Source organism: Acinetobacter sp. BHS4 (assembly GCF_018454425.1).
GTDB lineage: Bacteria > Pseudomonadota > Gammaproteobacteria > Pseudomonadales > Moraxellaceae > Acinetobacter > Acinetobacter pittii.
In genome coordinates this window covers 2,333,498-2,357,003 of record NZ_CP075323.1, presented here as the reverse complement: position 1 = coordinate 2,357,003, position 23,506 = coordinate 2,333,498, and the positions used below count along the sequence as shown (strand labels likewise).

17 protein-coding genes and 1 riboswitch are annotated in these 23,506 nt (G+C 40.8%); of the genes, 13 read left to right on the top strand and 4 right to left on the bottom strand.

Features of this window, described 5'->3' with window-relative positions:
* Positions 1 to 161: 161 nt before the first annotated feature.
* The 5 genes from KIP84_RS11200 to uca all read left to right on the top strand — a co-directional run bounded on the left by KIP84_RS11200 (position 162) and on the right by uca (position 7,844).
* On the top strand, positions 162 to 1,112 hold the full coding sequence (locus tag KIP84_RS11200; protein WP_213688498.1) for a 3-hydroxyacyl-CoA dehydrogenase NAD-binding domain-containing protein: 951 nt from the start codon (positions 162 to 164) through the stop codon (positions 1,110 to 1,112).
* A gap of 238 nt (positions 1,113 to 1,350) precedes the next feature.
* Positions 1,351 to 2,514, top strand: a complete 1,164-nt coding sequence (locus KIP84_RS11195) for a zinc-dependent alcohol dehydrogenase (RefSeq protein ID WP_017402877.1) — start codon at positions 1,351 to 1,353, stop codon at positions 2,512 to 2,514.
* A gap of 188 nt (positions 2,515 to 2,702) precedes the next feature.
* A riboswitch (guanidine-I (ykkC/yxkD leader) is annotated at positions 2,703 to 2,798 on the top strand.
* A gap of 28 nt (positions 2,799 to 2,826) precedes the next feature.
* Positions 2,827 to 3,567 carry an urea amidolyase associated protein UAAP1 gene (locus KIP84_RS11190; protein ID WP_213688497.1) on the top strand — a complete coding sequence of 247 codons (741 nt, stop codon included), beginning with the start codon at positions 2,827 to 2,829 and terminating at the stop codon, positions 3,565 to 3,567.
* Between the two features lie 15 nt (positions 3,568 to 3,582).
* Positions 3,583 to 4,236: an urea amidolyase associated protein UAAP2 gene (locus KIP84_RS11185; protein ID WP_108008312.1), complete on the top strand. Its 654-nt coding sequence runs from the start codon at positions 3,583 to 3,585 to the stop codon at positions 4,234 to 4,236.
* 2 nt (positions 4,237 to 4,238) lie between these two features.
* Positions 4,239 to 7,844, top strand: a complete 3,606-nt coding sequence (gene uca / locus KIP84_RS11180) for an urea carboxylase (protein ID WP_213688496.1) — start codon at positions 4,239 to 4,241, stop codon at positions 7,842 to 7,844.
* 39 nt (positions 7,845 to 7,883) lie between these two features.
* On the opposite strand, the gene KIP84_RS11175 is transcribed toward uca, so the two are convergent.
* Complete coding sequence (locus KIP84_RS11175) at positions 7,884 to 8,420, bottom strand: NAD(P)H-dependent oxidoreductase (protein WP_213688495.1); 537 nt, start codon at positions 8,418 to 8,420, stop codon at positions 7,884 to 7,886.
* Between the two features lie 92 nt (positions 8,421 to 8,512).
* On the opposite strand from KIP84_RS11175, the gene KIP84_RS11170 reads away from it, so the two are divergent.
* The 5 genes from KIP84_RS11170 (at position 8,513) to KIP84_RS11150 (ending at position 12,462) form a co-directional block, all read left to right on the top strand.
* The gene (locus KIP84_RS11170) at positions 8,513 to 8,866 is read left to right on the top strand and encodes a helix-turn-helix domain-containing protein (protein ID WP_000024061.1); all 354 of its coding nucleotides are present in this window, start codon (positions 8,513 to 8,515) and stop codon (positions 8,864 to 8,866) included.
* A gap of 191 nt (positions 8,867 to 9,057) precedes the next feature.
* Entirely contained in the window at positions 9,058 to 9,183 is a 126-nt protein-coding gene (locus tag KIP84_RS11165; protein WP_001000625.1) for a hypothetical protein, read from the top strand.
* Between the two features lie 4 nt (positions 9,184 to 9,187).
* Positions 9,188 to 9,622, top strand: coding sequence for a transcriptional regulator (locus KIP84_RS11160; protein ID WP_001118705.1), 435 nt, complete (start codon positions 9,188 to 9,190; stop codon positions 9,620 to 9,622).
* 12 nt (positions 9,623 to 9,634) lie between these two features.
* Positions 9,635 to 11,443 (top strand): allophanate hydrolase, encoded by a 1,809-nt coding sequence (gene atzF, locus KIP84_RS11155; RefSeq protein WP_213688494.1) that lies wholly within the window; start codon positions 9,635 to 9,637, stop codon positions 11,441 to 11,443.
* Positions 11,440 to 12,462: an ABC transporter substrate-binding protein gene (locus tag KIP84_RS11150; RefSeq protein ID WP_213688493.1), complete on the top strand. Its 1,023-nt coding sequence runs from the start codon at positions 11,440 to 11,442 to the stop codon at positions 12,460 to 12,462. Before atzF ends, KIP84_RS11150 begins: the two co-directional genes overlap by 4 nt.
* Positions 12,463 to 12,513: 51 nt before the next feature.
* On the opposite strand, the gene KIP84_RS11145 is transcribed toward KIP84_RS11150, so the two are convergent.
* From KIP84_RS11145 to KIP84_RS11135, 3 genes are all read right to left on the bottom strand, one after another.
* Positions 12,514 to 13,395 carry an ABC transporter ATP-binding protein gene (locus tag KIP84_RS11145; RefSeq protein WP_032070481.1) on the bottom strand — a complete coding sequence of 294 codons (882 nt, stop codon included), beginning with the start codon at positions 13,393 to 13,395 and terminating at the stop codon, positions 12,514 to 12,516.
* Positions 13,395 to 14,339, bottom strand: a complete 945-nt coding sequence (locus tag KIP84_RS11140; protein ID WP_213688492.1) for an ABC transporter permease — start codon at positions 14,337 to 14,339, stop codon at positions 13,395 to 13,397. Before KIP84_RS11140 ends, KIP84_RS11145 begins: the two co-directional genes overlap by 1 nt.
* Before the next feature lie 95 nt (positions 14,340 to 14,434).
* Positions 14,435 to 14,833: a hypothetical protein gene (locus KIP84_RS11135; RefSeq protein ID WP_213688491.1), complete on the bottom strand. Its 399-nt coding sequence runs from the start codon at positions 14,831 to 14,833 to the stop codon at positions 14,435 to 14,437.
* Positions 14,834 to 14,977: 144 nt separating this feature from the next.
* Between KIP84_RS11135 and KIP84_RS11130 the strand changes: the two genes are divergently transcribed.
* From KIP84_RS11130 to KIP84_RS11120, 3 genes are read left to right on the top strand one after another with little or no spacing between them, the layout of a single operon-like run.
* Positions 14,978 to 18,175, top strand: a complete 3,198-nt coding sequence (locus KIP84_RS11130; protein WP_213688490.1) for a type VI secretion system Vgr family protein — start codon at positions 14,978 to 14,980, stop codon at positions 18,173 to 18,175.
* Between the two features lie 9 nt (positions 18,176 to 18,184).
* Entirely contained in the window at positions 18,185 to 23,008 is a 4,824-nt protein-coding gene (locus KIP84_RS11125; protein WP_228308289.1) for an RHS repeat-associated core domain-containing protein, read from the top strand.
* Positions 23,009 to 23,467 (top strand): SUKH-3 domain-containing protein, encoded by a 459-nt coding sequence (locus tag KIP84_RS11120; RefSeq protein ID WP_213688489.1) that lies wholly within the window; start codon positions 23,009 to 23,011, stop codon positions 23,465 to 23,467.
* Positions 23,468 to 23,506 lie beyond the last annotated feature (39 nt).

Sequence of the window (23,506 nt, the reverse complement as noted above, 5' to 3'; positions counted from 1 at the left end):
TGTACTAATCAAAGGAATAAATTTTCAAGCTAAGGAATATAGGACAAATTATATAAAATATAAACAATTAAATTTATTGATTGGTTGAATCTGCTATGTTTATTTAAGCATTCATTTGAGTAAAGAAATTTCGGATAAAACAACATTTGTACGAGGAAAATATGGAAGTCATTAAAACGGTTGGTGTTGTTGGAGCTGGTGTAATAGGTGCGAGTTGGACGGCCTTATTTTTATATAAAGGATTTAAAGTTAATGTTTACGACCCGTATCCGATAGATGAAGCGGTCTTTAAAAAAAGAATATCTGCAAATTTAAATGATTTATTGGCTTTAGACCAAAACGCTGAACACAGTTATTCTCCGCAAGATGTACTGCTTCATCTGGAAATTTTTAATCATTTAAAAGATGCAGTTTCAGACGTAGATTTTATTCAGGAAAATGCCCCTGAACGTCTCGATGTGAAACAACAGCTATATCAAGAAATCACGGCATATTGCCCTGAACATACTATTATTGCTTCAAGTTCATCGGGCTTAAAAGTGTCTGATTTCCAAAAAGAGGCGCAACATCCTGAACGTATTTTATTAGGTCATCCTTTTAATCCGCCTCATCTCTTACCTTTGGTCGAGATCGTTGGTGGTAATCTGACTGATCCTCAAATTTTAAAACAGGCTTCTGAGTTCTATAAACAGTTGGGCAAGAATCCAATTGTTTTAAATAAAGAAGTAAAAGGGCATGTCGCAAACCGTTTGCAGGCTGCGCTATGGCGAGAAGCTTTTTCATTGGTTGAACAAGGCGTGTGTTCTGCCGAAGATGTCGATGTCGCGATTACCAGTGGGCCGGGTTTAAGGTGGGCGCTATTTGGTCCCTACATTAATATGCAGCTTGCCAACCAAAAGGGCTTTAAAGAAGCAATTCATCATTTAGGCCCACCAATGACAGAATGGTGGAATGATATGCACGCATTTCAACATTCAGACGAGACAACAGAGTTATTGGAAGCACAAACCAATCAGCTATTAACACAATATAAAGATATCGATTTATATGAAACCAGAAATAAAGGTCTGGTCGATATCTTAAAGCTCAGACAACAACTTAAGTTAGATTAATTCAAAATATTAGAATAGAGCCAATCATTTTATTGCAGAGATGATTGGCTTTTTTTGTTGGGGTAAATAACAAAAACATTCCTACCTGAAACAATCCTATATTCATTAAATGTTACTGAAATTCCTATCGCGTTGCATTTGAACTATATGCCTTACGTGAAAAGTAAGAATCGTTGCAAACCGTAAAGAAAGCCTCCTCATAATCAAAGGACATGATAGAAAATAGAGGAATAACAATATGCGTGCTCTAACTTACCACGGTGCCGAAGATGTTCGAGTAGAAACAGTAGCAGACCCTATTATTCAAGAACCGGATGACATTATTTTACGCGTGACTGCCACAGCGATATGTGGCTCTGATTTACATTTATATCGAGGCAAAATCCCTAGAACCGAGCAGGGTGATATCTTTGGGCACGAGTTTATGGGCGTGGTTGAAGAGGTCGGTCCAGCTGTCACCGCAGTAAAAAAGGGTGATCGTGTCATTGTTCCTTTTGTGATTGCCTGTGGGGAATGTTTCTTTTGCCAACTTGATCTAACGGCTGCTTGCGAAACTACGAATACAGGGCGCGGCGCAATTATTAATAAAAAGCAGATTCCACCAGGTGCAGCTTTGTTTGGCTATAGCCATCTTTACGGCGGTGTACCAGGCGGGCAAGCGGAATATGTGCGTGTGCCAAAAGCCAATAAAGGCCCTTTTAAAGTGCCAACTTCACTGTCAGATGAAAAAGTACTTTTCTTGACCGATATTTTACCCACCGCTTGGCAAGCCGTGACCAATGCCCAAGTGAAGCGTGGCTCAACCGTTGCAATTTATGGTGCTGGTCCAGTCGGACTGTTAAGCGCTGCTTGTGCCAAGATGCTCGGTGCTGAAAAGATATTTATGGTCGATCACAATGACTATCGATTGAACTATGCAGCGGCAACATACGGTGCCATTCCAGTGAATTTTGACGAAGTCGATGCGGCCGAATTTATTATTCAACATACCGACAATTACCGCGGTGTCGATGCGGTGATTGATGCCATTGGTTTCGAGGCGAAAGGCAGTGTGATTGAAACAGTTCTAACTAATTTAAAGCTTGAAGGTTCAAGTGGTGCAGCACTGCGTCAATGTATTGCCGCGGTTCGCCGTGGTGGAGTGGTCAGCGTACCGGGTGTATATGCAGGCCCGATTCATGGTTTCTTATTTGGCGATGCTTTTGATAAAGGACTGACTTTTAAAATGGGCCAAACCCATGTGCATCAATATTTACCGCAACTGTTAGAATTGATTGAGCGTGGTGAATTAACACCTGAAACGATTATTACCCACCGAATGAAATTAGAAGATGCCGCAGAGGGATATCGCATTTTTAATGAAAGAGAAGAGGACTGCCGTAAGGTGATTCTGCTTCCTTAACATTCTCAATCTTATAATTCATTCTTAAGCCTCTTAGTGAAAGGGGCTTTTTTATTTTGAAATGCACAACTTTTAGTGCAGCTTTTTATTTTGTGTTTTAAATCGCACTCAAATTGCCCAATCTTAGTATTACTTTTAATCAAAAACGTAATACTAAGCTGGCATGTCCTTTGCATAGTCTTAAGCAATCAAAAGTGATCTAGGGTTCCGATACTTCACGTATGTCTGGACCGAGAGTTCACGGTTCCTAGCGAACTACACGGAGGGATAAAAGCCCGGGAGGAAGTCTAAAACTATCCGACAGGAGTAGCTATGAACACTGCAAGTTATCATAACAATCAGGCGATTTGGACCGAACTTTTACCCGGCGGACATCACTGGTCGGGTCGTATTCAAAAAGGAACTATTCTTAGATTTACATCCCTAGGCGCTCAGGCAAATGTTTCTTTGTTTTGTGTAAATGCTGCCGATGTGCTTGAACGTTTTAACATGCCCGACAGTTTAAAAGGGCAACACACTGCCTATTTAAAAGCTTCCAATGTGCTCTATTCAGACCTTGGCCGTGTGATGGCTTCTATTGTTCATGATGACCATGGTTGGAATGATGCGCTTTGTGGTCCAAGCCGACCTGAGCAAATTGAAAAGCAATTCGGCAATCGCACATTTCAAGATGCCCGCAATGATATGTACCAAAACGGCTTAGACAGTTTACTCATTGAAATGTGTAAATACGGACTTGCCAGCCAAGACCTGAGTGCCGCGGTTAACCTATTTTCTAAAGTTGTACCAGATGAAAACGGCGCTTTGTCATATGTCAGTTCTGACAATACTGATCAAACCATTGAACTGCGTTTTGAAATGGACTGCCTGCTATTTTTATCTGCCGCGCCCCATGGTTTAGACACCAGCCCAATCTATCAACCCGCCGATATTCAACTCAGTTTATTTAAAGCCAATTCACTAACAGACAGCGATATTTGTCGTGATGCGTGTTCACAAAATCAGCGTGCCTTTCAAAACACAGCCCGCTACTACGCGCTTAGCAATATTTAAATCAGGAGAAGCATCATGACAGTTTTACAATCATTTGAAAAAGCAGTTTTAAATGAAGTTTGTCCTGCTGGCGAAGCGTGGATGTGCGAGGTTAAAAAGGGCCAATATTTTCGAATTATTGATCTGGAAGGAAACCAAGCGGTCGATACTTTGTTTATGAGTGCCGAAAATCCAACTGAGCGTTATAGCGCAATGGACACTTTGGCTATCAACCAACAAATCTATTTAGAAAGGGGCACCAAGCTCTATAGTAACTTTGGCCGTCCAATTGCCGTTATTCATGATGATAACTGCGGGCGCCATGACACCATTGGCGGTGCCTGTTCATGTGAAAGTAATACAGTTCGCTATGCACATGAAACGTATCCTATGCATAGTTGCCGTAACAACTTTATGTATGCCTTGGCAAAACATCCGATTGCAAAAAAGCATGGCTTAAATGTGCGTCACATCGGTCCAAACATTAACTTTTTTATGAATGTGCCTGTTACGCCAGACGGTCAGCTTAAATTTGATGACGGAATTTCAGGACCGGGTAAATATGTCGAAGTTCGGGCAGAAATGGATTTAATAGTTTTAATTTCCAATTGTCCTCAGCTAAACAACCCATGTAATGCCTATAACCCAACCAAAATTCAACTGGTTGTCCGTGAAGCGGAAGGGGTGTAAGCATGTTTAAAAAAGTTCTGATTGCTAACCGCGGTGCAATTGCCTGTCGCGTAATTCGCACCCTTAAAAAACTCGGGATCGCTTCGGTTGCAGTTTACTCCGAAGCCGACCGTGATTCTTTACACGTGACTTTGGCCGATGAAGCTTTCTTGATTGGACCTGCGCCTGCCCATCAAAGTTATTTAAATATTGAAAAAATCCTTGAAGTTGCAAAACAGTCGGGAGCAGAAGCCATTCACCCCGGTTATGGTTTTTTGTCTGAAAATGCCGAGTTTTGTGATTTGTGTGAAAGCCAAGGCATTGCCTTTATTGGGCCAACTTCAAGCCAAATGCTCGATTTTGGTTTAAAACATACCGCGCGTGAACTCGCAATTCAAAGCAATGTACCTTTACTTCCGGGTAGTTCACTACTTGCTGATGAATCCGACGCCTTGACCGAAGCGGACCGTATTGGCTATCCAGTCATGCTGAAAAGTACCGCGGGTGGCGGTGGTATTGGTATGCGTCTGGTCTGGAATGAAACTGAATTAAAAGATGCCTATCAAACCGTATCTTATTTAGCGCAGGTCAATTTTAAAGATGCAGGTTTATATTTAGAAAAATTTGTACAACATGCACGCCATATCGAAGTACAAATTTTTGGTGATGGGAAAGGGCAAGTTTTAGCGTTGGGTGAGCGTGATTGTTCGGTACAACGCCGTAATCAGAAAGTCATTGAAGAAACACCTGCACCACACTTAAATGAACAGCAACGCGACTATCTGCAAAAAGTTGCGATTCAACTGATGCAGTCGGTGAACTATCGCTCGGCGGGCACAGTTGAGTTTGTTATGGACACCGGAACCCAAGAATTTTATTTCTTAGAGGTGAACACCCGTTTGCAAGTCGAGCACGGTGTGACCGAGCAAGTGTTTGGTGTCGACTTGGTCGAGTGGATGGTTACCTTGGCAGGCGGTGACTGGTCAGCACCGACTGAAAAGTTAGAGCCAACAGGACACTCTATTCAAGTTCGTCTTTATGCAGAAGACCCGATTAAACAGTTCCAACCAAGTGCAGGCTTATTCACTCATGTTAAATTTGACCCACAAGCACGGGTCGAAACATGGGTGGAAACAGGGTCAACAGTGTCGTCTTTTTATGACCCAATGATTGCCAAAATCATTGTGACCGCTGCAACACGGGACCAAGCCATACAGGCAATGAGTGCTAGCCTTGCCAACACACAAGTGGCTGGTATCGAAACCAATTTGGAATATTTGCAAAACATTATTGCTTGCGATGTGTTTGCTTTAGGTACTCAAACCACCCGATTTTTAAATACGTTTGAATGGAAAACTCAAAAAATTGAGGTGTTGCAAGCTGGTATTCAAACCTCCATTCAAGACGTAACAGGGCGATTAGGTTATTGGGATGTCGGAGTGCCGCCATCTGGTGCGATCGATCCGCTCAGTTTAACTGTGGCAAACCAGCTTTTGGCCAATGAACCAAATACCGCAGGGCTTGAATGTACTTTGCAAGGGCCGACCTTAAAGTTTCACTGCGACAGCCAAATTGTCATTACGGGCGGTGATATGCCGTCAAAACTTGATGGCGAACTTGTGCCGATGTGGCAAACCGTCAATGTAAAAAAAGGCCAAGTTTTAAAATGTGGGCTTATCCGTTCAGGTTGCCGTAGCTATATAGGTGTGAAAGGTGGATTTGATGTTCCTGACTATTTAGGGTCACAGGCGACTTTCACTTTAGGGCAGTTTGGTGGGCATGCAGGCCGTAATTTATTAATTGGCGATATGCTGCCGATTACTGAATATTCCGCTCAATCGACCACAGCTCTAGCTCAAGCACAAATTCCTAGCTTTACCCAAAACTGGGAAATTGCCGTCATGTATGGCCCACATGGCGCACCAGATTTTTTCACCAAACAAGATATTGATACGTTCTTTGCCAATGAGTTCGAAATTCACTATAACTCAAGCCGTACAGGCATTCGCTTAATTGGGCCAAAACCTGAGTGGGCACGTGAAGACGGCGGTGAGGCAGGCTTACATCCATCCAATATTCACGACAACGCTTATGCGATTGGGGCAATTGATTTTACGGGTGATATGCCAATTATTTTGGGTCCAGATGGTCCGAGCTTAGGCGGCTTTGTTTGCCCTGCGGTAGTCATTCATTCCGAGCTTTGGAAAATCGGGCAGCTAAAAGCAGGCGATAAGGTCAAATTTGTACCCGTGAGTTATGCGCAAGCAAAAGCACTTGATCAAAAATATTATCAAAGCTTAACTGCGGCTGATACAACTCAGATCGATTTTAACCCAGCCATTCAAGCAGAACCCGACACTTTAAAAGATGCAGTTTTAGCTACTTTAGACGGTAAAGCTGACTTACCAAGCGTGACCTATCGACCAGCAGGAAATAGCTATTTGTTGGTGGAATATGGCGAGTTAGTACTCGACCTAAACTTACGCTTCCGTATTCATGCACTCATGCAATGGGTCAAAGATCAAAACATTCAGGGTATTATCGACTTAACACCGGGCATTCGTTCACTACAAATTCATTTTGATTCAATTCAACTCGATCAACTTGAGCTTTTACAGAAACTTCAACAAGCAGAAGCCGAATTACCTGACATTCAAAATATACAGGTGCCTTCACGGACGGTCTATTTGCCTTTGGCTTGGGAAGATTCACAAACTCAGCTTGCCACCGAGCGCTATACGCAAATTGTTCGTCCAGATGCACCATGGTGCCCAGATAACGTCGAGTTTATTCGTCGTATTAATGGCTTAGCTTCTAAGCAAGCAGTTAAAGATGTGGTCTATAGTGCAAACTATTTGGTGATGGGTTTGGGTGATGTGTATTTAGGTGCACCTGTGGCGACACCACTCGACCCACGCCAACGTTTAGTCACCACAAAATATAACCCTGCACGAACTTGGACACCTGAAAATGCGGTCGGCATTGGCGGGGCTTATATGTGTGTGTACGGTATGGAAGGGCCGGGTGGCTACCAGTTTGTTGGCCGTACCACTCAAATGTGGAGCCGTTACCGTAAAAATGCCAATTTTGAAGATGGCAAACCGTGGTTATTACGCTTTTTTGACCAAGTGAAGTTTTATGAAGTTTCTGAGACTGAACTTCTGCAAATGCGTGAAGACTTCAAGGCGGGTCGTTTAAAACTTCGTATTGAAGATGGCGTACTCAACTTAAAAGAGTACAACGCGTTTTTAAAAACACATCAAGACAGCATTCAAGCCTTTAAAGACATGCAACAAGCCAATTTTGAGGCTGAACGCCGCCGTTGGCACGAAGCGGGCTTACAAGAATATATCTCTGAAAGCCTAGATGCTGTTGATAAAGGTGAAACCGTGGTTATTCCTGAAGGGGGCTGCGCAGTCGAATCGCACATGCCGGGTTCAATCTGGAAAATTGAATGTGCATCGGGAGATATAGTTGAAGAAGGCGCAACCCTTGCGGTAATTGAGGCAATGAAAATTGAAATTCCAATTATTGCGCCGGAACGTATGAAGGTCGAAACCATTACCATTGAAAAAGGGCAAACCGTAAAAACGGGGCAAGTGTTATTTACCTTGGCACCTGTCGCTTAAACCAAAAGAGAGCATCAATATTGATGCTCTCTTTTCATATTATGCTTCGGTCAAATGCTTTAATACTTTATGACCATGTTCAACAGCTTCTAATTTAATTTTCGACTCTGGATTACCTGATAAAGGCGAAACGTCATAAAGCAAGTAGGTGGCGCTTAACTGCATTTGTGTATATTGAATTGAATATTGAACCGCTTTTAAAAAACTATCCGCTAAGTTTTCTCGGTCATTCACCATATCGGCTTCTTTTTGCCCGACCGTCATACTAATAATGACTTTTTTATCTTTTAATTTGTCGCCTTGAGAGCCATAAGCAAACTGATAAGTAAAAACTTCATCAAACCATAACTTCAAAATTGCCGGCATATTAAACCAGAACATAGGATATTGCAGAATGATGGTGTCATGGCGTAGCAACGCTTCTTGTTCAGCACGTACATCAATTTTATAGTCTGGATAAAGCTGAAAAATATCTCGGACTTCAAGGTCCGGATAGGTTTTTATAAGTTCATTCACTATCGTTTTATTTGCAATTGATTGAGCGTAGTAGGGATGGGCCAAAATAAGTAAAGCCATAATAATGCCTTGTAGCTATAAAAATCATAGTCACTATAATTTTTATAGTATGGGTGTACAATAACTATCAAAGTTGATAGGTGGCATGAAAAATGGCAAATACTGAAAATAAATGTGAAATCACCATGAATGGAAAAACCTATCCATGTCATATCAGTATGGCTATGGATTTGGTGGGTGGAAAATGGAAAGGCGTTATTCTGTATTATCTAAAAGATGGGCCAAAACGTTTTAATGAAATCAATCAATTAATGCCAACCATCACAGAAATGACCTTAAGCCTTCAACTTAAACAATTAGAGCAAAGTGGCTTAATATCTCGAACCGTTTATGGTGAAAAAGCACCGATTAAAGTGGTTTATGAAATGACCGAATTAGGCCAGTCTTTTAAGCCTGTTTTAGAGTCTTTATCAGTATGGGCGCATACAATGATTAATCAGTCATAAGATGAAAAATTAACTTTTTAAAAATATAAATATTAGCCCCATCCCTGTGCATGGGGCTTTTTTTTGCCCAAAAATCACTCATAAATTTCTGTCAAGCCTATCAAAACCATGTTTAAAAACTGGCACATATTCTGCATCTCATATTAGTAATACAAAAACTGAATTTGGTAATACCAAACTAGAGGTGCGATATGAATGATGTAAAACCTGTGGTTCAACCAAAGCCAACTTTAAAAGCCTTTTTAGTCGAATTGCTCAGCGTACGTGCAGGCGTATATATCAAGCAAAACAATCAGCCGCCTAAAACAAAAGGATAAGACTGTGGCAAAACAAAAGTTGGCTCGAATCAGTATTACCGTACCTGAAACGACACTTAACGCACTCGATCAAAAAATTGTCGAGCAGAACTATGAAAGTCGCTCGCAAGCCATAGTCGACATGATTAATAAACACCTGATTGCAGAGCAAGCACAGGCCAATGAAGTCATGGTAGGCACGTTGACGCTGCTTTATGACGCTAGCCAAATGACCTTGCGTAATCAATTGGTCGATTTACAACAACAGTTTTTAGCACAGGTGATTAGTTCACTTCATATCCAGCTCGACCAACAAAAGATATTGCAAGTCATGTTAATGCAGGGCGCAAGTTCTGAACTCAGACAAATTAGCCAGCAATTTATTGTGTTGAAAGGGGTGATTAAAGGGCATTTAGAACTGATGGATGCCGTCATGCCGCCTATACAGCAAAATGACTAAATGAGGAGTAGCGTGTTGAAAAATTTATGGACAATTCAAGACTGGAAAACAGCATATCAAAACGGGCAAATCTATCTTGCAGATCTGATTGGCTATGTTGCAGAAATTAAAAATGATGATAGTGCGTGGATTGAAATTGCATCGAACGAGCAGATTCAATCGCAAATTGATATTTTAAAAGACCAGAATATTGCTGACTTACCTTTATATGGTGTGCCATTTGCAGTTAAAGACAACATTGATGTCGCTGGCTTTCACACGACTGCTGCCTGTAAAGAGATTCAATATTTAGCTAAGCAAGACGCTGCCGTAGTTGCCAAGCTAAAAAAAGCAGGGGCGATTGTGGTTGGAAAAACCAACCTCGATCAGTTTGCAACGGGGCTGGTTGGTGTTCGTTCACCTTATGGTGCAGTAAAAAATAGTTTTAACCCTGAATATATTAGCGGTGGGTCAAGCTCTGGTTCGTCAGTGGTGGTTGCCAATGGTATTGTGCCTTTTAGTTTGGGGACAGACACGGCGGGGTCAGGGCGTGTTCCTGCGGGCCATAACAATATTGTGGGCCTTAAGCCGACAAAGGGCTGGTTTTCTACCACAGGTTTAATTCCAGCCTGTCGAACTATTGATGTCATTTCTATTTTTGCGCTGCATATTGATGATGCGTGGACCATTGCGAATTTAATGCAGGGCTATGATGAAACAGATGAATATTCACGAGCACATCCAGCTAATGTACCGACTCAATTTTCTAAACAAAAAATAGCTATTCCAGCTCAGCTTGAGTTTTATGGTGATCTTGAATCTGAAAAAGCCTTTTTAGTGGCAATTGAGCGTGTAAAAAAACTGGGCTATGACGTTGAGAGTATTGATTTCAGTGCATTCAATGAACTTGCTGCCGCACTATATAACGATGCTTGGGTAGCGGAAAGAACAGTCGCCGTTGAACGCATGACCACACGTGAAAAGGCTCATCCTGTTATTGCTCAAATTATTGCGCAGGCAGATAAATTCAAGGCAACAGATGCACTTCAAGCTGAATATAACCGCGCCGTGCTTGCTCGAAAAATTAATTCGGCATTACAACCTTTTGATGCCTTGATGGTTCCGACAGCGCCAACCATTTACACCATTGCCGAAGTTGAAGCCGACCCATTGACTAAAAACGCGCACATGGGGGCCTATACCAACTTTGTTAATTTTGCTGATCTTTCTGCTTTAGCTTTACCAAATGTACTTCGTGAAGATGGCCTACCAAGCGGTGTAACCTTTATTGCACCAGCTTGGCACGATCAGGCACTCGCTAATTTTGCGCAGCTTTGGCAAGCAGAAACATCGTTGGGTTTAGGTAAATCAACTCAACATTATCAAAAAAGTCTAGAGATCCAATCAAATCATTCAGTACAGCTAGCTGTGGTGGGAGCGCACTTAACAGGCATGCCCCTTAATTTTCAGCTCACTAGCCGTAATGCCACTTTGCTTAAGAAAACACAGACTGCAGAGACCTATAAACTCTTTGCCTTAAAAAATACCACGCCACCAAAACCGGGATTGCAATTCGATGAAGCAGGGGCATCTATTGAAGTTGAAGTGTGGAATGTTCCCTTAGCAAATTTTGGAGCCATTGTAGCTGAAGTGCCTGCACCACTTGGTATTGGGAACCTCAAATTAAAAGATGGAACATGGGTCAAAGGCTTTATTTGCGAAGCTTATGCCATTCAAGATGCAACCGATATTAGCCATTTTGGAGGCTGGCGAGCCTATATACAGTCACTCGATCAAACCGCTCAAAGTGTTAGTAAAAATGTTGGGGAAGTTTCTATATGATTAAAAAAGCGTTGTTATCCGTATCTATTTTATCGGCAGTTGTATTGGGTGGGTGTGACAATACCGCTAAAGTGCCCGAGGCCAAACAAGATGCTCAGGCATCCACAAATACAAAACCAATTACCATTGGATATAGCGATTGGCCGGGCTGGGTGGCTTGGCAAGTGGCTATTGAGAAAGGCTGGTTAAAAGAAGCAGGGCTAAATGTAGAGTTTAAATGGTTTGATTATTCGGCTTCTCTTTCAGCCTTTTCGGCAAATCAGCTCGACGCTGTTTTGGTCACCAATGGCGATAACTTGGTAACGGCCTCAGGTGGCACGCAAGGCATGATGATTTTGGCAACAGATTATTCTGCGGGCAATGATGTCATTATTGCAAAAGAGGGCATTAATACCATTCAAGACCTAAAAGGAAAATCGATTGGTGTCGAAAAAGGCCTGGTTGATCATCTTTTATTGGCAACTGCTTTAACCGACCATAATATTAAAGCGAATGAAGTAAAGCTGGTAAATTCAGCGACGAACCAATTACCTCAAGTGTTTAATAGCCCCGATATTTCTGCGATTGCTGTTTGGCAACCTGTTGCAGGTCAGGCATTAAAAGCAGTGGCAGGCTCTAAAATTATCTATACCTCTAAAGACAAGCCAGGTTTAATTTACGATACCTTAACAGTCAACATGAGTCATTTAACTGCTCATCAAGAGGAATGGAAAAAAATCATTCAAGTGTGGGATAAAACAGTTAAATATATTAATGACCCTGCAACCCATGCCGATGCGGTTAAAATTATGGCAAACCGTTCAGGAGTCGACCCCAAACAATATGAGTTGATGGTTAGCGGTACGCATTTACTAGATATCAATGCCAATAAAAAAGTATTTGCTAAATCTCAAGGCTTTGACTCGATTTATGGCTCTACTTATCACGTCAATAAATTTAACGTTGAAAACGGTATTTATAAAACCGAACAAAATGTAGATGGGCTAATTTATCCAAAACTCATAGAACAGCTCAAATAAGCCCAATCAATAAAAAAGCCCAAGATGAACTTGGGCTTTTTAATGTCTTTCTTATTTTTCTGTACTGACCTGAGTCATACGCGGTATTTTCGGTAAGTCTTGTAAGGCAGGGTCAAGCTCATCTTCTTCAGCGTGAACTAAATAATCTACCCGTGAACGGAGCTGTTTAAATTCAGGTGTGCTCATCAAGTCGAGTGAGCGTGGACGCGGCAAATTAACTTCAATAATTTCCTTAATTTCACCGGGATTGGCTTTGAGTGCCACAATTCGGTCTGCCAGTAAAATGGCTTCATCCATGTCATGGGTGACAAAAATAATGGTGATATCAATGTTTTGCCATAAATCCATCAAGTGCTTTTGCATTTTTTGACGTGTGTGTGGGTCGAGCGCACCAAAAGGTTCATCCATAAGTAAAATTTTAGGTTGATTAACCAAAGCTCTAGCAATCGCAACGCGTTGCTTCATTCCTCCTGAAAGTTGGTGTGGATACTGATTTTCATATTTTTCTAAACCAATAATATTAATCCATTCACGTGCTTGAGCTTCGGCTGTCATTTGACTCGCGCCACGCATTTGCGGACCAAACATCACGTTTTCTTTTACGGTTTTCCACGGGAAAAGGGTATAGCCCTGAAACACCATGCCACGTTCAGGGCATGGACCCGTAATGCATTCGCCATCTACTAAAACTTCTCCACTATGGTATGGGTCTAAACCTGCAATAACACGGCTTAGAGTCGATTTGCCGCAGCCAGAAGGTCCAATCACACAAATAAATTCTCTTTTATGAATTTTTAAATCGAGTTTATTTAAAACAGTGCGTTCGCTGTGACCATGCTTAAAGACTTGGCTCAGTTGTTTAGCTTCCAAAATAACAGGACGTTCATAAATTTTTTGAAAGTATTCATGTGCGTTAAATGTTGAATCGTTCATTATTTTGCTCCTACTTTCCAAGTGAACATCCGCTCACCTAACTTCATTAATAGCCAGTCACAGACCAGACCAATCACCCCAATAATCAAAATAGCCGCATAGACATTGTCAAAGTTTTGATAGCGAGCCTGTTGGGTAATAAACCACGTAATACCCGAGGTCGTACCAATCAACTCTGAAACAATTAAATAGGTCCAAGCCCAGCCCAGTAACACACGTAAGTCACGGTAAATATTAGGTAAGGCCGCAGGAATCACCACGTGAAATAAACTTTTGAGCTTATTGGTACCAAGCGTATAGCCAGCTTCAATTAAGCTTCGATCTACCATTCGGGTGGTATTAGCAATAATTAGAATTTGCTGAAATAGCGTACCAATCACAATAATGGCAATTTTAGGTGCGTCATTAATCCCTAAAATTGCCACTGCAAGTGCGCCAAAAGCAGGTGCGGGTAAGTAACGGAAAAATTCGACAAAAGGCTCTGTTAACAGTGATATTCGTTTAGAAAAACCACACAAAATACCCAGTGGAATCCCAATCAGTGAAGAGATAAAAAAGGCTGAAAAAACCAGTTTAATACTGTGCCATAAACTTTGGTGAAACCACGGTGAATCGGGTTGCTCTGGTGGCGTGGTAAAGGCGGTGACCAAAGCCTTAGCGACTTCATGGGGAGCGGGTAAATAAATCGGATTGACTAAAATACCTTGCGGTGGTGCAGAATTTCGATTGACTGCATTTTGTGCTTCGAGATAGAACACATTTTTATCAACGCGACTTCCTACTTGTAAGTAAGGAACACTGCCTGAACTTGTGATTTGTACTTGAGGATGCCAAACAAAAGGTAAGTAACTGATTGCGCACCAAAGACATATTGGAATAACAAAAGAACAAATACTGAGAATCAGCTTGTTCTTTCGCGTAAATTCCTTTGCAACATAACCCATATTGAGAGCTCCCCATTTTGATCAGTATTACGATTTTCATAAAACGTAATATTGTTAAGCAAAATAGGTGCCATCTTTAAGGTGCTCTACATGACTTAAGACGAGGGAACTAAAGTTTCATGTAAATACACCCAATAACATTTTTTATCTTCTACTTTAATGCAGGCCGTAGAGGTACGCACTGTCTCCGTTTCATCAGTTTGCTGATGTTCCTGATATTGCACCCAACAATAATTTTCAAATTCGTATAAAGCTGTACTCTTAATAATGTCGATATTTAAAGAGGGTTTCTTTCCAATATTTTGACTAAATAAGCTTTTAACTTCGGCTAAACCAATAATCTGACCTTGAACCGTAACCATCTTAAAATTTTGATCAAAGCTATCTAAAAGTGGGCTCAGACTTTGCTCTGCATTTTTTCCTGTAAATACATTTTCTATTAAAACATGTAGGTCAATGACACTTTGAATGGCTTGATCCATTTGATTAGACATGAGTTTTCTCCTTTAATACCTTATCTTTCTTTTAGATAAACTAAAAAGTATGTAAATTAGGGGAAGATAAGCTATTTTATATAAATAGACAATTCTGTCTGTTTTTTATAAAATATCGATGATTATGACTCAGTTTTTATAATAATGATGTCCCATAAAATATTTCAAATTTTAGATAGTTTAGGGTTGGTCGCACAGAACCGCGTTCTTCATGTGCAATTTTCCAACGCATCATTAAACAATCAAGTTTTCTTGCAACGCATTGAGGGCGAACATACGCTCAACCAAGGTAGCGTTGCTGAGTTACTGTGCTTATCGACAAACGCGCATATTGCATTAAAACAATTTATTGGCTGTCAGGTTGCCGTCGATCAAGTCACTGACATGGGGCAGTTTTTTAGAACTACGGGCATTATTACCGAAGCGAGCCAAGGGCAAAGTGACGGCTCACTCACCATTTATAATCTCACCTTAAAAGACCCGACTGCACTCTGGCATAAACGCCGTAATAGTCGCGTGTTTATGAACAAAAGTGTGCGGGATATTAGCGAAATTCTGTTTAAAGAATGGCAGGGTAAAAGCCCGTTATTTGCCGCAAGCCTAACCCTTGATACATCTGGTTTAAGCAAAGACTACGATGTGCGTCCGTTTGTGATGCAGTCAAACGAAAGCGATTATGACTTTTTAACCCGTTTGTGGCGTAGTGAGGGCATTGACTGGCTGGTCGATGAGTCACAGCTTTTTGTCGCTGACCAGAATGCTTCCATTCAGCCACAAGTCTTACGTTTAATTGATGATAACCAAAACTATCAGGCGCTTGACCGTCGTAGTCTACGTTACCAACGCAGCAGTGCGACAGAACAGTTTGATACCATTACCCAAGTCAAGGCAGAGCGCCGCTTACAACCAACCTCGGTTCATATTCAACGTTGGCAAGCCGATGCTTTGCAACAAGAAGAAGGCAGCGGCAGTGTACAAGGTAAGCAGCAGCACAGCGAACACTATGACAATGCCAGCCTAAACCTTGAAGATGCATGGCACGTTAGCCCCGCTTGGATGCAGGACTTAAAAGGCGAAGATCAAGCCACAGCTTCAGGTAATAGCCAGATTGAACAGCTTAACCAGCACATCAATGCTTACCATCACCTGAGTTCTAAACAGTTTACGGTTTCGGGCAACGTCCGTGATGCACAGGTGGGTTACTGGTTTGAGCTGAATGACCATCCAGAACTCGATCAACATGACAGTGCGGACAAAGAGTTCTTAATCTTAAGCAAGCATTACTATAACCAGAATAATTTACCGAAAGAATTACAACAGCAACTTGAACGTCTGTTGCCAAAAGACAAGCTCAAGGCTGCGCAACTCGACAGCCAAAACCCTGAGCAGCGCCACTATGCTGAGCTGAACGTGGTTCGACGCAATATTAAAGCTGTCCCTGAATATAACCCGCTAGAGCACCGACCAGCCGCTTACCCGCAGCGCGCTAGAGTCGTGGGGCTGGAAGGTGAAAGCATCCATGTCGATCAATGGGGACGCATTAAAGTCCGCTTCCTGTTTACCCGAGCTGATGACCATAGTCATGACGGCGGAGCGGGAAGTAACGACAATGACACCGACTCGGCTTGGGTAGATGTGCTGACTCCTTGGGCGGGCGCCGGTTATGGCGCACGCTTCTTGCCTCGCGTGGGTGAGATCGTTGTCATCGATTTCTTTGACGGCAACATTGACCGCCCGTTTGTGGTGGGGCGTATTCATGAAGCTGAACGTCACCCAACTCAGTTCGATCAGAAAGGCCAGTTACCCGACACCAAGAAACTGAGCGGCATCCGCTCCGAAGAAGTCGACGGTAAAGGTTTTAACCAACTACGTTTTGATGACACGACAGGTCAAATCAGTGCCCAGCTACAAAGTAGTCATGCAGCAAGCCAATTAAACCTCGGTAACTTAAGCCATCCAAAAGACAAGGCTGAAAGTGAAGGCCGTGGTGAAGGCTTCGAACTCAGAACAGACCAGTGGGGCTCAGTAAGAGCAGGTAGTGGCTTACTCGTTAGTACTCACAAACAAGACCAAGCTCAAGGCGTACACCTAGATGCAAATGAGGCCAAACAACAAATCGAAGGGGGCCTCAACAATGCCAAGGCACTTAGTGAAGTTGCTAAAAATCAGCAAACTGATCCATTGGAAATGCTTGAGAACCTAAAAACGTTCATAGAGCAAATTGAAGAAAAAGATCAAGACAAATCTGCCGCTTTTAAGCAAGCCTTGATGATATTAACGGCACCTAACAGTATCGCTTTAGCCAGTAATGAAGACATTCACCTCAGCGCAGATGCTCAGTTAAGTCAAACTGCTGGTGATAGCATTAACCTGACTACGCAAAAGAACCTGATTGCACACGCCCAAAATAAAATTAGCCTTTTCGCAGCGCAAGAAGGGGCAAGACTCTATGCAGGCAAAGGCAAAGTCGAGATACAAGCACAAGGTGATGGAGCCGATTTAATTGCCCGTAAAGCGGTTCAGATTATTTCAACTGAAGACAAAATTGAGATTAGTGCTTCTAAAGAAATCGTTATCACGGCGGGTGGATCTCAAATCAAGATTAATGGTTCAGGAATTTTCCCTGTCACTGGCGGCAAGTTTGAGGTAAAAGCTGGGCAGCATTTGTTTATGGGGGGAGGAAGTGCGAATTTTAGTTCTTCACTACCGCCTCCGCCAAAACGTAGTCCAGGAAATTTAGAGCTCATCCACGATTATGCGCATGGTGAGTTTGTTAAAGGTGGAAGCTATACGGTTGTCGACAACTTAGGAAAAGAAGTCACTGGCAAGCTAGATGATAAGGGATTTGCAAGAATTTCTGGCTTAGCAACAGGTGCAGTAAAAGTCTTCTTTGAACCAGATCACCGTGATCCTTGGGATGCAGCAAGTGATTTTAAACGTCCAGTTGAGTGGCCAAATAAGAATGATGCGGATAATGAGCAATCAGATTCCTTAATTGCACAAATGAGTAAAACAGCCCAGTCCAAACTTGGTGAATTATCTAAACAATTAACCAATCCTGCGAATATTATGGAAAATATTCAGACAGCACAAAGCATAAAATCTGAAGGAGCAAAGGCTTTAATGCCAATATTAAAAATAGAAGCGCAGGGATTAGTGACTGATCAAGTGAAAAGCTTTTTACCTATTTCAGAAGTAGGTCGAAAAATAGGGAACAATATTGATCTTGCATCAATTCAGAAAATAAATGACATCAGCAAATTAAGTTCTGTTGATAGCGGTAGTTTGCTGACTAACGCGCTTCCTCAATATTTGCAAAGTCCTTTTAAAAAGAATTCATAGAGAAAGAAAATGTCTGGAAAAACAGAAGTTGTTAAGCCATTAACAGAAGTTGCTATTAAAGATGTTAGTCATTCAAAACAAAAAATAGATAATTGGTTAAAGAGTCATACACATCAAATTGTGACATTAGACTTGCTAGCCAGTGTAATGGGGACAGTTCCAATTATTGGAAATGTGATGGCTGCTATCGATGTGGTCTCCGACATTTGCTATATCTACGATAAAGGTTTTCAAAATGCCGATATTATGGATTGGTCCACAATGGGTATTGACCTTATTGGGATTGCACCTGTACCAGGAACAACAGCAATTCGTATGTCTGCTCGTCCAGCCCTGTTTCTAGTCCGTCAAGAAGTTAAACGTGTGGGTAAAGCTGCTTTGGGAGAAGCAGTTATCGTAGTGATCTCCAATCATTTAAATGATCAGGTTGCGGGACAAATTGATAAATTCTGTAAAACAGGCCTTCAACAGTTAAATTCAATTTTAGCCACTTGTGGTGGAACCGTTCAAAATGCCACAACACAAATTAATGGTGGTATTGTTCGAGTTGTAACAAAAGGCCAAGTATTTACAAATGCGGGGTCAAATACAAATCGAGCTCAACAGCAAGCTGCTGGTGTTATTAAAGGAATAAAAAGTGGTGACTTAACACGAGCTGGAAAAAACTTGGTTTACATGACCGAAAACTTGGGAAAAGCTCTTATTAAAACAGGAGCAAACTCGAATGCTAAAGTTGTTACCTCTTTAGTTCCTGCACATCTAAAGCAGCCGATATTAAATGTAGGTGCAACGATTAATAAAATTGGTATCACTGCCAATACTAAAATTAAGGGCTTGGGAAATACAGCGCAGCCGCAAACAATTGGCTGGTTATTTGAAATATTACGTTTAAGTAATGCCAGATTTAGAAAAAAAGCCTCCGGCCAAGTTAAGCCAACCCAAACCACACAAGTTAGACATGACAAGAAGAATGATAAGTTAGAAAAGGCAAATACTGAACATGCTGCGACTCATAATGCGAATGCATGTAAAAACTGTAAAGGGGGGGCGACTAAACGATCGATTACCTTTGCCATGGGTACTGAATTTTTAAATCATACCGATGCACAAATTCATCCATTATTGATAGAGCAATTTTCGAGAACGTATGTATCAAACTTATATCAGTATGATCAATCGATTTTCGGAGCGCGGTGGATTACACCTTTTACAACCAAGATTGCTCGTTGTTCTCGTTACAACATTAATGAACCTAAAGAACCGATTGAGCAAGAGGGCTGGGAGTATATTGGCAGCGATGGCCGTCCTGTTCGCTTACCAGAGCTAAAAGTTGGGCAGAGTTACTATGATGAAGTAGAAACTTTTACTTATACAGTTGTCTCACCTGAAATTAGAGCAATTTCATATGGTGTTTCAGAAACTCGCTTCTATCAAAAATATAAAAATGAGTTTCGTTTAGTCTCCATTGAACGTCAAAATGGATTTAGTATTGGGCTGCGTTATGACCATGAATTAGAAAATGGTGATAGCTATTTATCCGACATTATATTTAAACAGCAACAACAAACACTGGCGCATGTTGCATTACAAATTAATGATGTGCAAAAAGTTGTTGCAGCTTGGTTGGTTGAAGATGGTCAACTCATTAGACAACTATCAGCATATCAATATAACGAGCAAGGCGATTTAATTAAGGCAACCAATGAGTTTGCTGCTTCTTATGAATATCAATACCAAGCTCACTTATTGACTCGTTATACTGATCTTACTCAAAGAGGAATGAACTTAAAGTGGGATGGCGTTTTACCTAGCTCAAAAGCAATTGAAGAATGGGCCGATGACTATAGTTCCGCTACTAAATTAGATTGGGATGAAAATGTTCGCGTAACTTCAGTCATGGATATCGATGGTAACGTGACTGAATACTATTATGGTATTACGGGTTACACCTATCGAATTATTTATCCAGACAATTTGCAAGAATGGTTCTTTAGAGACCAAGCAAAAAATATAACATCGCATATTGCTACAGATGGAACAGAAACATCGTATACCTACGACGAACGCGGTAATGTCTTAAGTATGGTTCAGGCCGATGGCTCAACCTTTTATTATGAATACGACGAAAAAGATAATCTGACTGGTTTTGTTGATGCTGAACAGGGGCGTTGGTTTAAAGAATACGATGCTTCAGGGAATATAATTAAAGAAATTGATCCGCTGAAGCATGAAACAGCCTATACCTATAATGCGATGGGATTGGTAACCTCCATTAAAGATGCTAAAGGCGGTAAGAAGACACTTAAATATGATGATCAAGGGAACTTGGTTACTTATACGGATTGTTCTGGTAAAGAAACTCACTGGCATTATGATGATCGCGGGCGTGTCAAATTTATTGAAAATGCTTTAAAGCAAAAAGTTGAATATTTCTATACGGAATTAACTGCTGAACCAAGAAAACCTCTAGCAAAAGGCTTACCGCTGAATGCTTTTGGACAACTCGAGAAAATTAAACACGCTGATGGAGCTGAAGAGCATTTTATTCATGATGAAGAAGGTCGATTATTAGTTCATATTGACCCTAAAGGTCAGCAGACACGTTATGAATATGATGCGGCTGGTTTAATTACTAAGCGTATTGACCCATTAAATCAAACCTTAAAATATCAATGGGACCGCTTGAGTCGCTTAAAACGTTTAACTAATGAAAATGGCGCAAGTTACGAGTTTGTCTATGATGCGGCGGGTCGATTAGTAAAAGAAATTGATTTTGATGGCAAAGAAACTGTTTATACGTACGATGAATATAATGGTCGTTTAACTAGTAGCATTGAGGTCGCTTCTGCCTATGGTCAAGATTTCAAAGATCGCGCTGCTCCTAAAGACCGTATTCAGCAATTTATTTTTGATAGCATGGGACGTTTAGAACAACGTACAGCAGGATATGGTTATCAAGGGCAAGAGCTTGAAGAAAAGCAAATAGAAGAATTTTCTTATGATGGCTTAGGTAATCTAGTTCAAGCTAAAAATGCTGAAACCAACTTACAGTGGTTTTACGATGCAGCAGGCAATTTAATTAAAGAACATCATCAAGATGTTGTAACTCAGAAAACAGCTGTGTGGAAACATGTCTATGATGAATTAAATAATCGAACCACAACTATTCGACCTGATGGGCAGAAAATAGATTGGCTGACTTATGGAAGTGGACATGTTTATGGCGTAGCTTTAAATGATGAAGATATTGTTAGCTTTGAACGTGATGATTTACATAGAGAGACATTACGCCACTATGCAAATGGTCTTAGCCAACAACAACGTTATGATGAAGTAGGCCGCTTAACTCAGCAATTAATGTTGAATGAGCATGACAAAGGTTATCAGACCCAAACTAAAAATAATGCTATCCAGCATACCAACCAATTGATTGAACGCTTATATCACTACGATAAAACAGGTGAGTTAACGCTCATTAAGGATACTCGTCGTGGGGCTATTCATTATAAATATGATCCTGTTGGGCGTTTATTAGAAGCGACCAGTAAACTTGGGAAAGAGACTTTTAATTTTGACCCGGCAAGTAATATTCTAGATCGATATAACAGTACCAAAGAGCAATCCTCACAACCCGCTGTCACTGAAAAAGGTCTTGGTTATAACCGCTTAGTTAATAATGTCGTGCAGGAATATCTTGACCAACAATATCAATATGATGCTTTTGGTCAACTGATTCGACAAAAGTCATCACAAGGTGATTTAAATCTTGAGTGGGATGTGTTGGGACGTCTTGTTCGTAGTAGAAACAATCAATACACGGCAGAATATCGCTACGATGCTTTAGGCCGACGTATTCAAAAAAGAAGTAAGCATCACCATACTGGACAAGAACAGAACATTATTTATGGTTGGGATGGTGATACTTTAGCTTATGAATCTAGCGCTGATATAACTAAACACTATTTCTACGAAAAAGATAGTTTCGTGCCTTTGTTGCAAGCGGCGTATCATCACCCCATTGAGCTACATCAAACCCAAGACTGGACAGAAAAAACATATAGCATTTATAAAGACCCTCTTTGGAATACAGTAAAACAAAGTCAAGGTTTTGATGATGTATGGTTCTATCACTGCGACCATTTAGGTACACCGCAAGAAATGAGTAACCTGACAGGCGCCATTGTCTGGAAAGCTCAATATAAAGCTTGGGGTGAGTGTAAGGTAGAACAGGCTAAGTCAGATTTCTTTGAAAAGTCAGAAATTATTAGCAATAATATCCGTTTCCAAGGTCAATATTTTGATGGGGAAACAGGGCTTCATTACAACCGTTATCGTTATTATTCGCCGTATGTAGGGCGGTTTATTAGTAAAGACCCGATTGGATTGTTGGGTGGATTTAATGTGTATTCTTATGCACCGAATCCTAATAATTGGATTGATCCACTTGGGCTAACCTCTAAAACATGTCCTAATGCATATGATGAGGCAGTTAAAAAGGCAAAACAAATAAGAGAAGCAGGAGGGCGTCTACCAACTGCAACCTGTGCTGTAGTAAATAAACGTACAGGTAAAGTATATTATGGTACAAGTGGTACCCAACCTAAAAATATTCATGCAGATTTAAGTGTCTCTTTGCCTTCTCCATCTATTGAGCCTTGGGCACCCAATAATTGTGCGGAAGTTGATGCTGTAAATAAAGCATTAAAAGATGGTTCTAATAGAAGAGATTTGGAAATGGCAACTGTTCGAACTAGAAGTGGAGAAGCATTTCCTTGTTGTAGGAACTGTCAAGTAACTTTTAAATATGACAAAGTGTTAACAGGAAAGAAATAAATGCAAGAATCCAATTTTGATTTAAATGCTAATATTGAAGAATATTTAATCAATTGTGGTTGGTATACAGGAAGAAAAATAGATAGCGAACACATCATAGAAGCATGGAAAGCGGATAAATATAAAATTTTTAATTCTGCTATAGTTTTTGTCCAGAGTTTTAATGGATTAAATATAGCTCATGAGGCATATAGAGGAAAAGAAAAAGATTTTTCGTATTTCAATTCTATTAAAGCAACAGAAGGTATAGATCCTGCCTGGATATTTGAGGAGTATTCATTAAAGGCAGGAAGTGACCTTTTACCAATTGGATTGGGCTATAGTGAACATTTAACATATTTTATAGATCCATCATTTAAGTTCTATGGTGGTTATGATGACTATTTTTGCAAAATTGGGGATTCAGTTAATAGCTTTTTTAATAATATTTTTTATGAAAAAAACTTTATTCAATTGTAAGTAATTAAAAAATTAACAGTCAAATACTCTAAAGTTTTG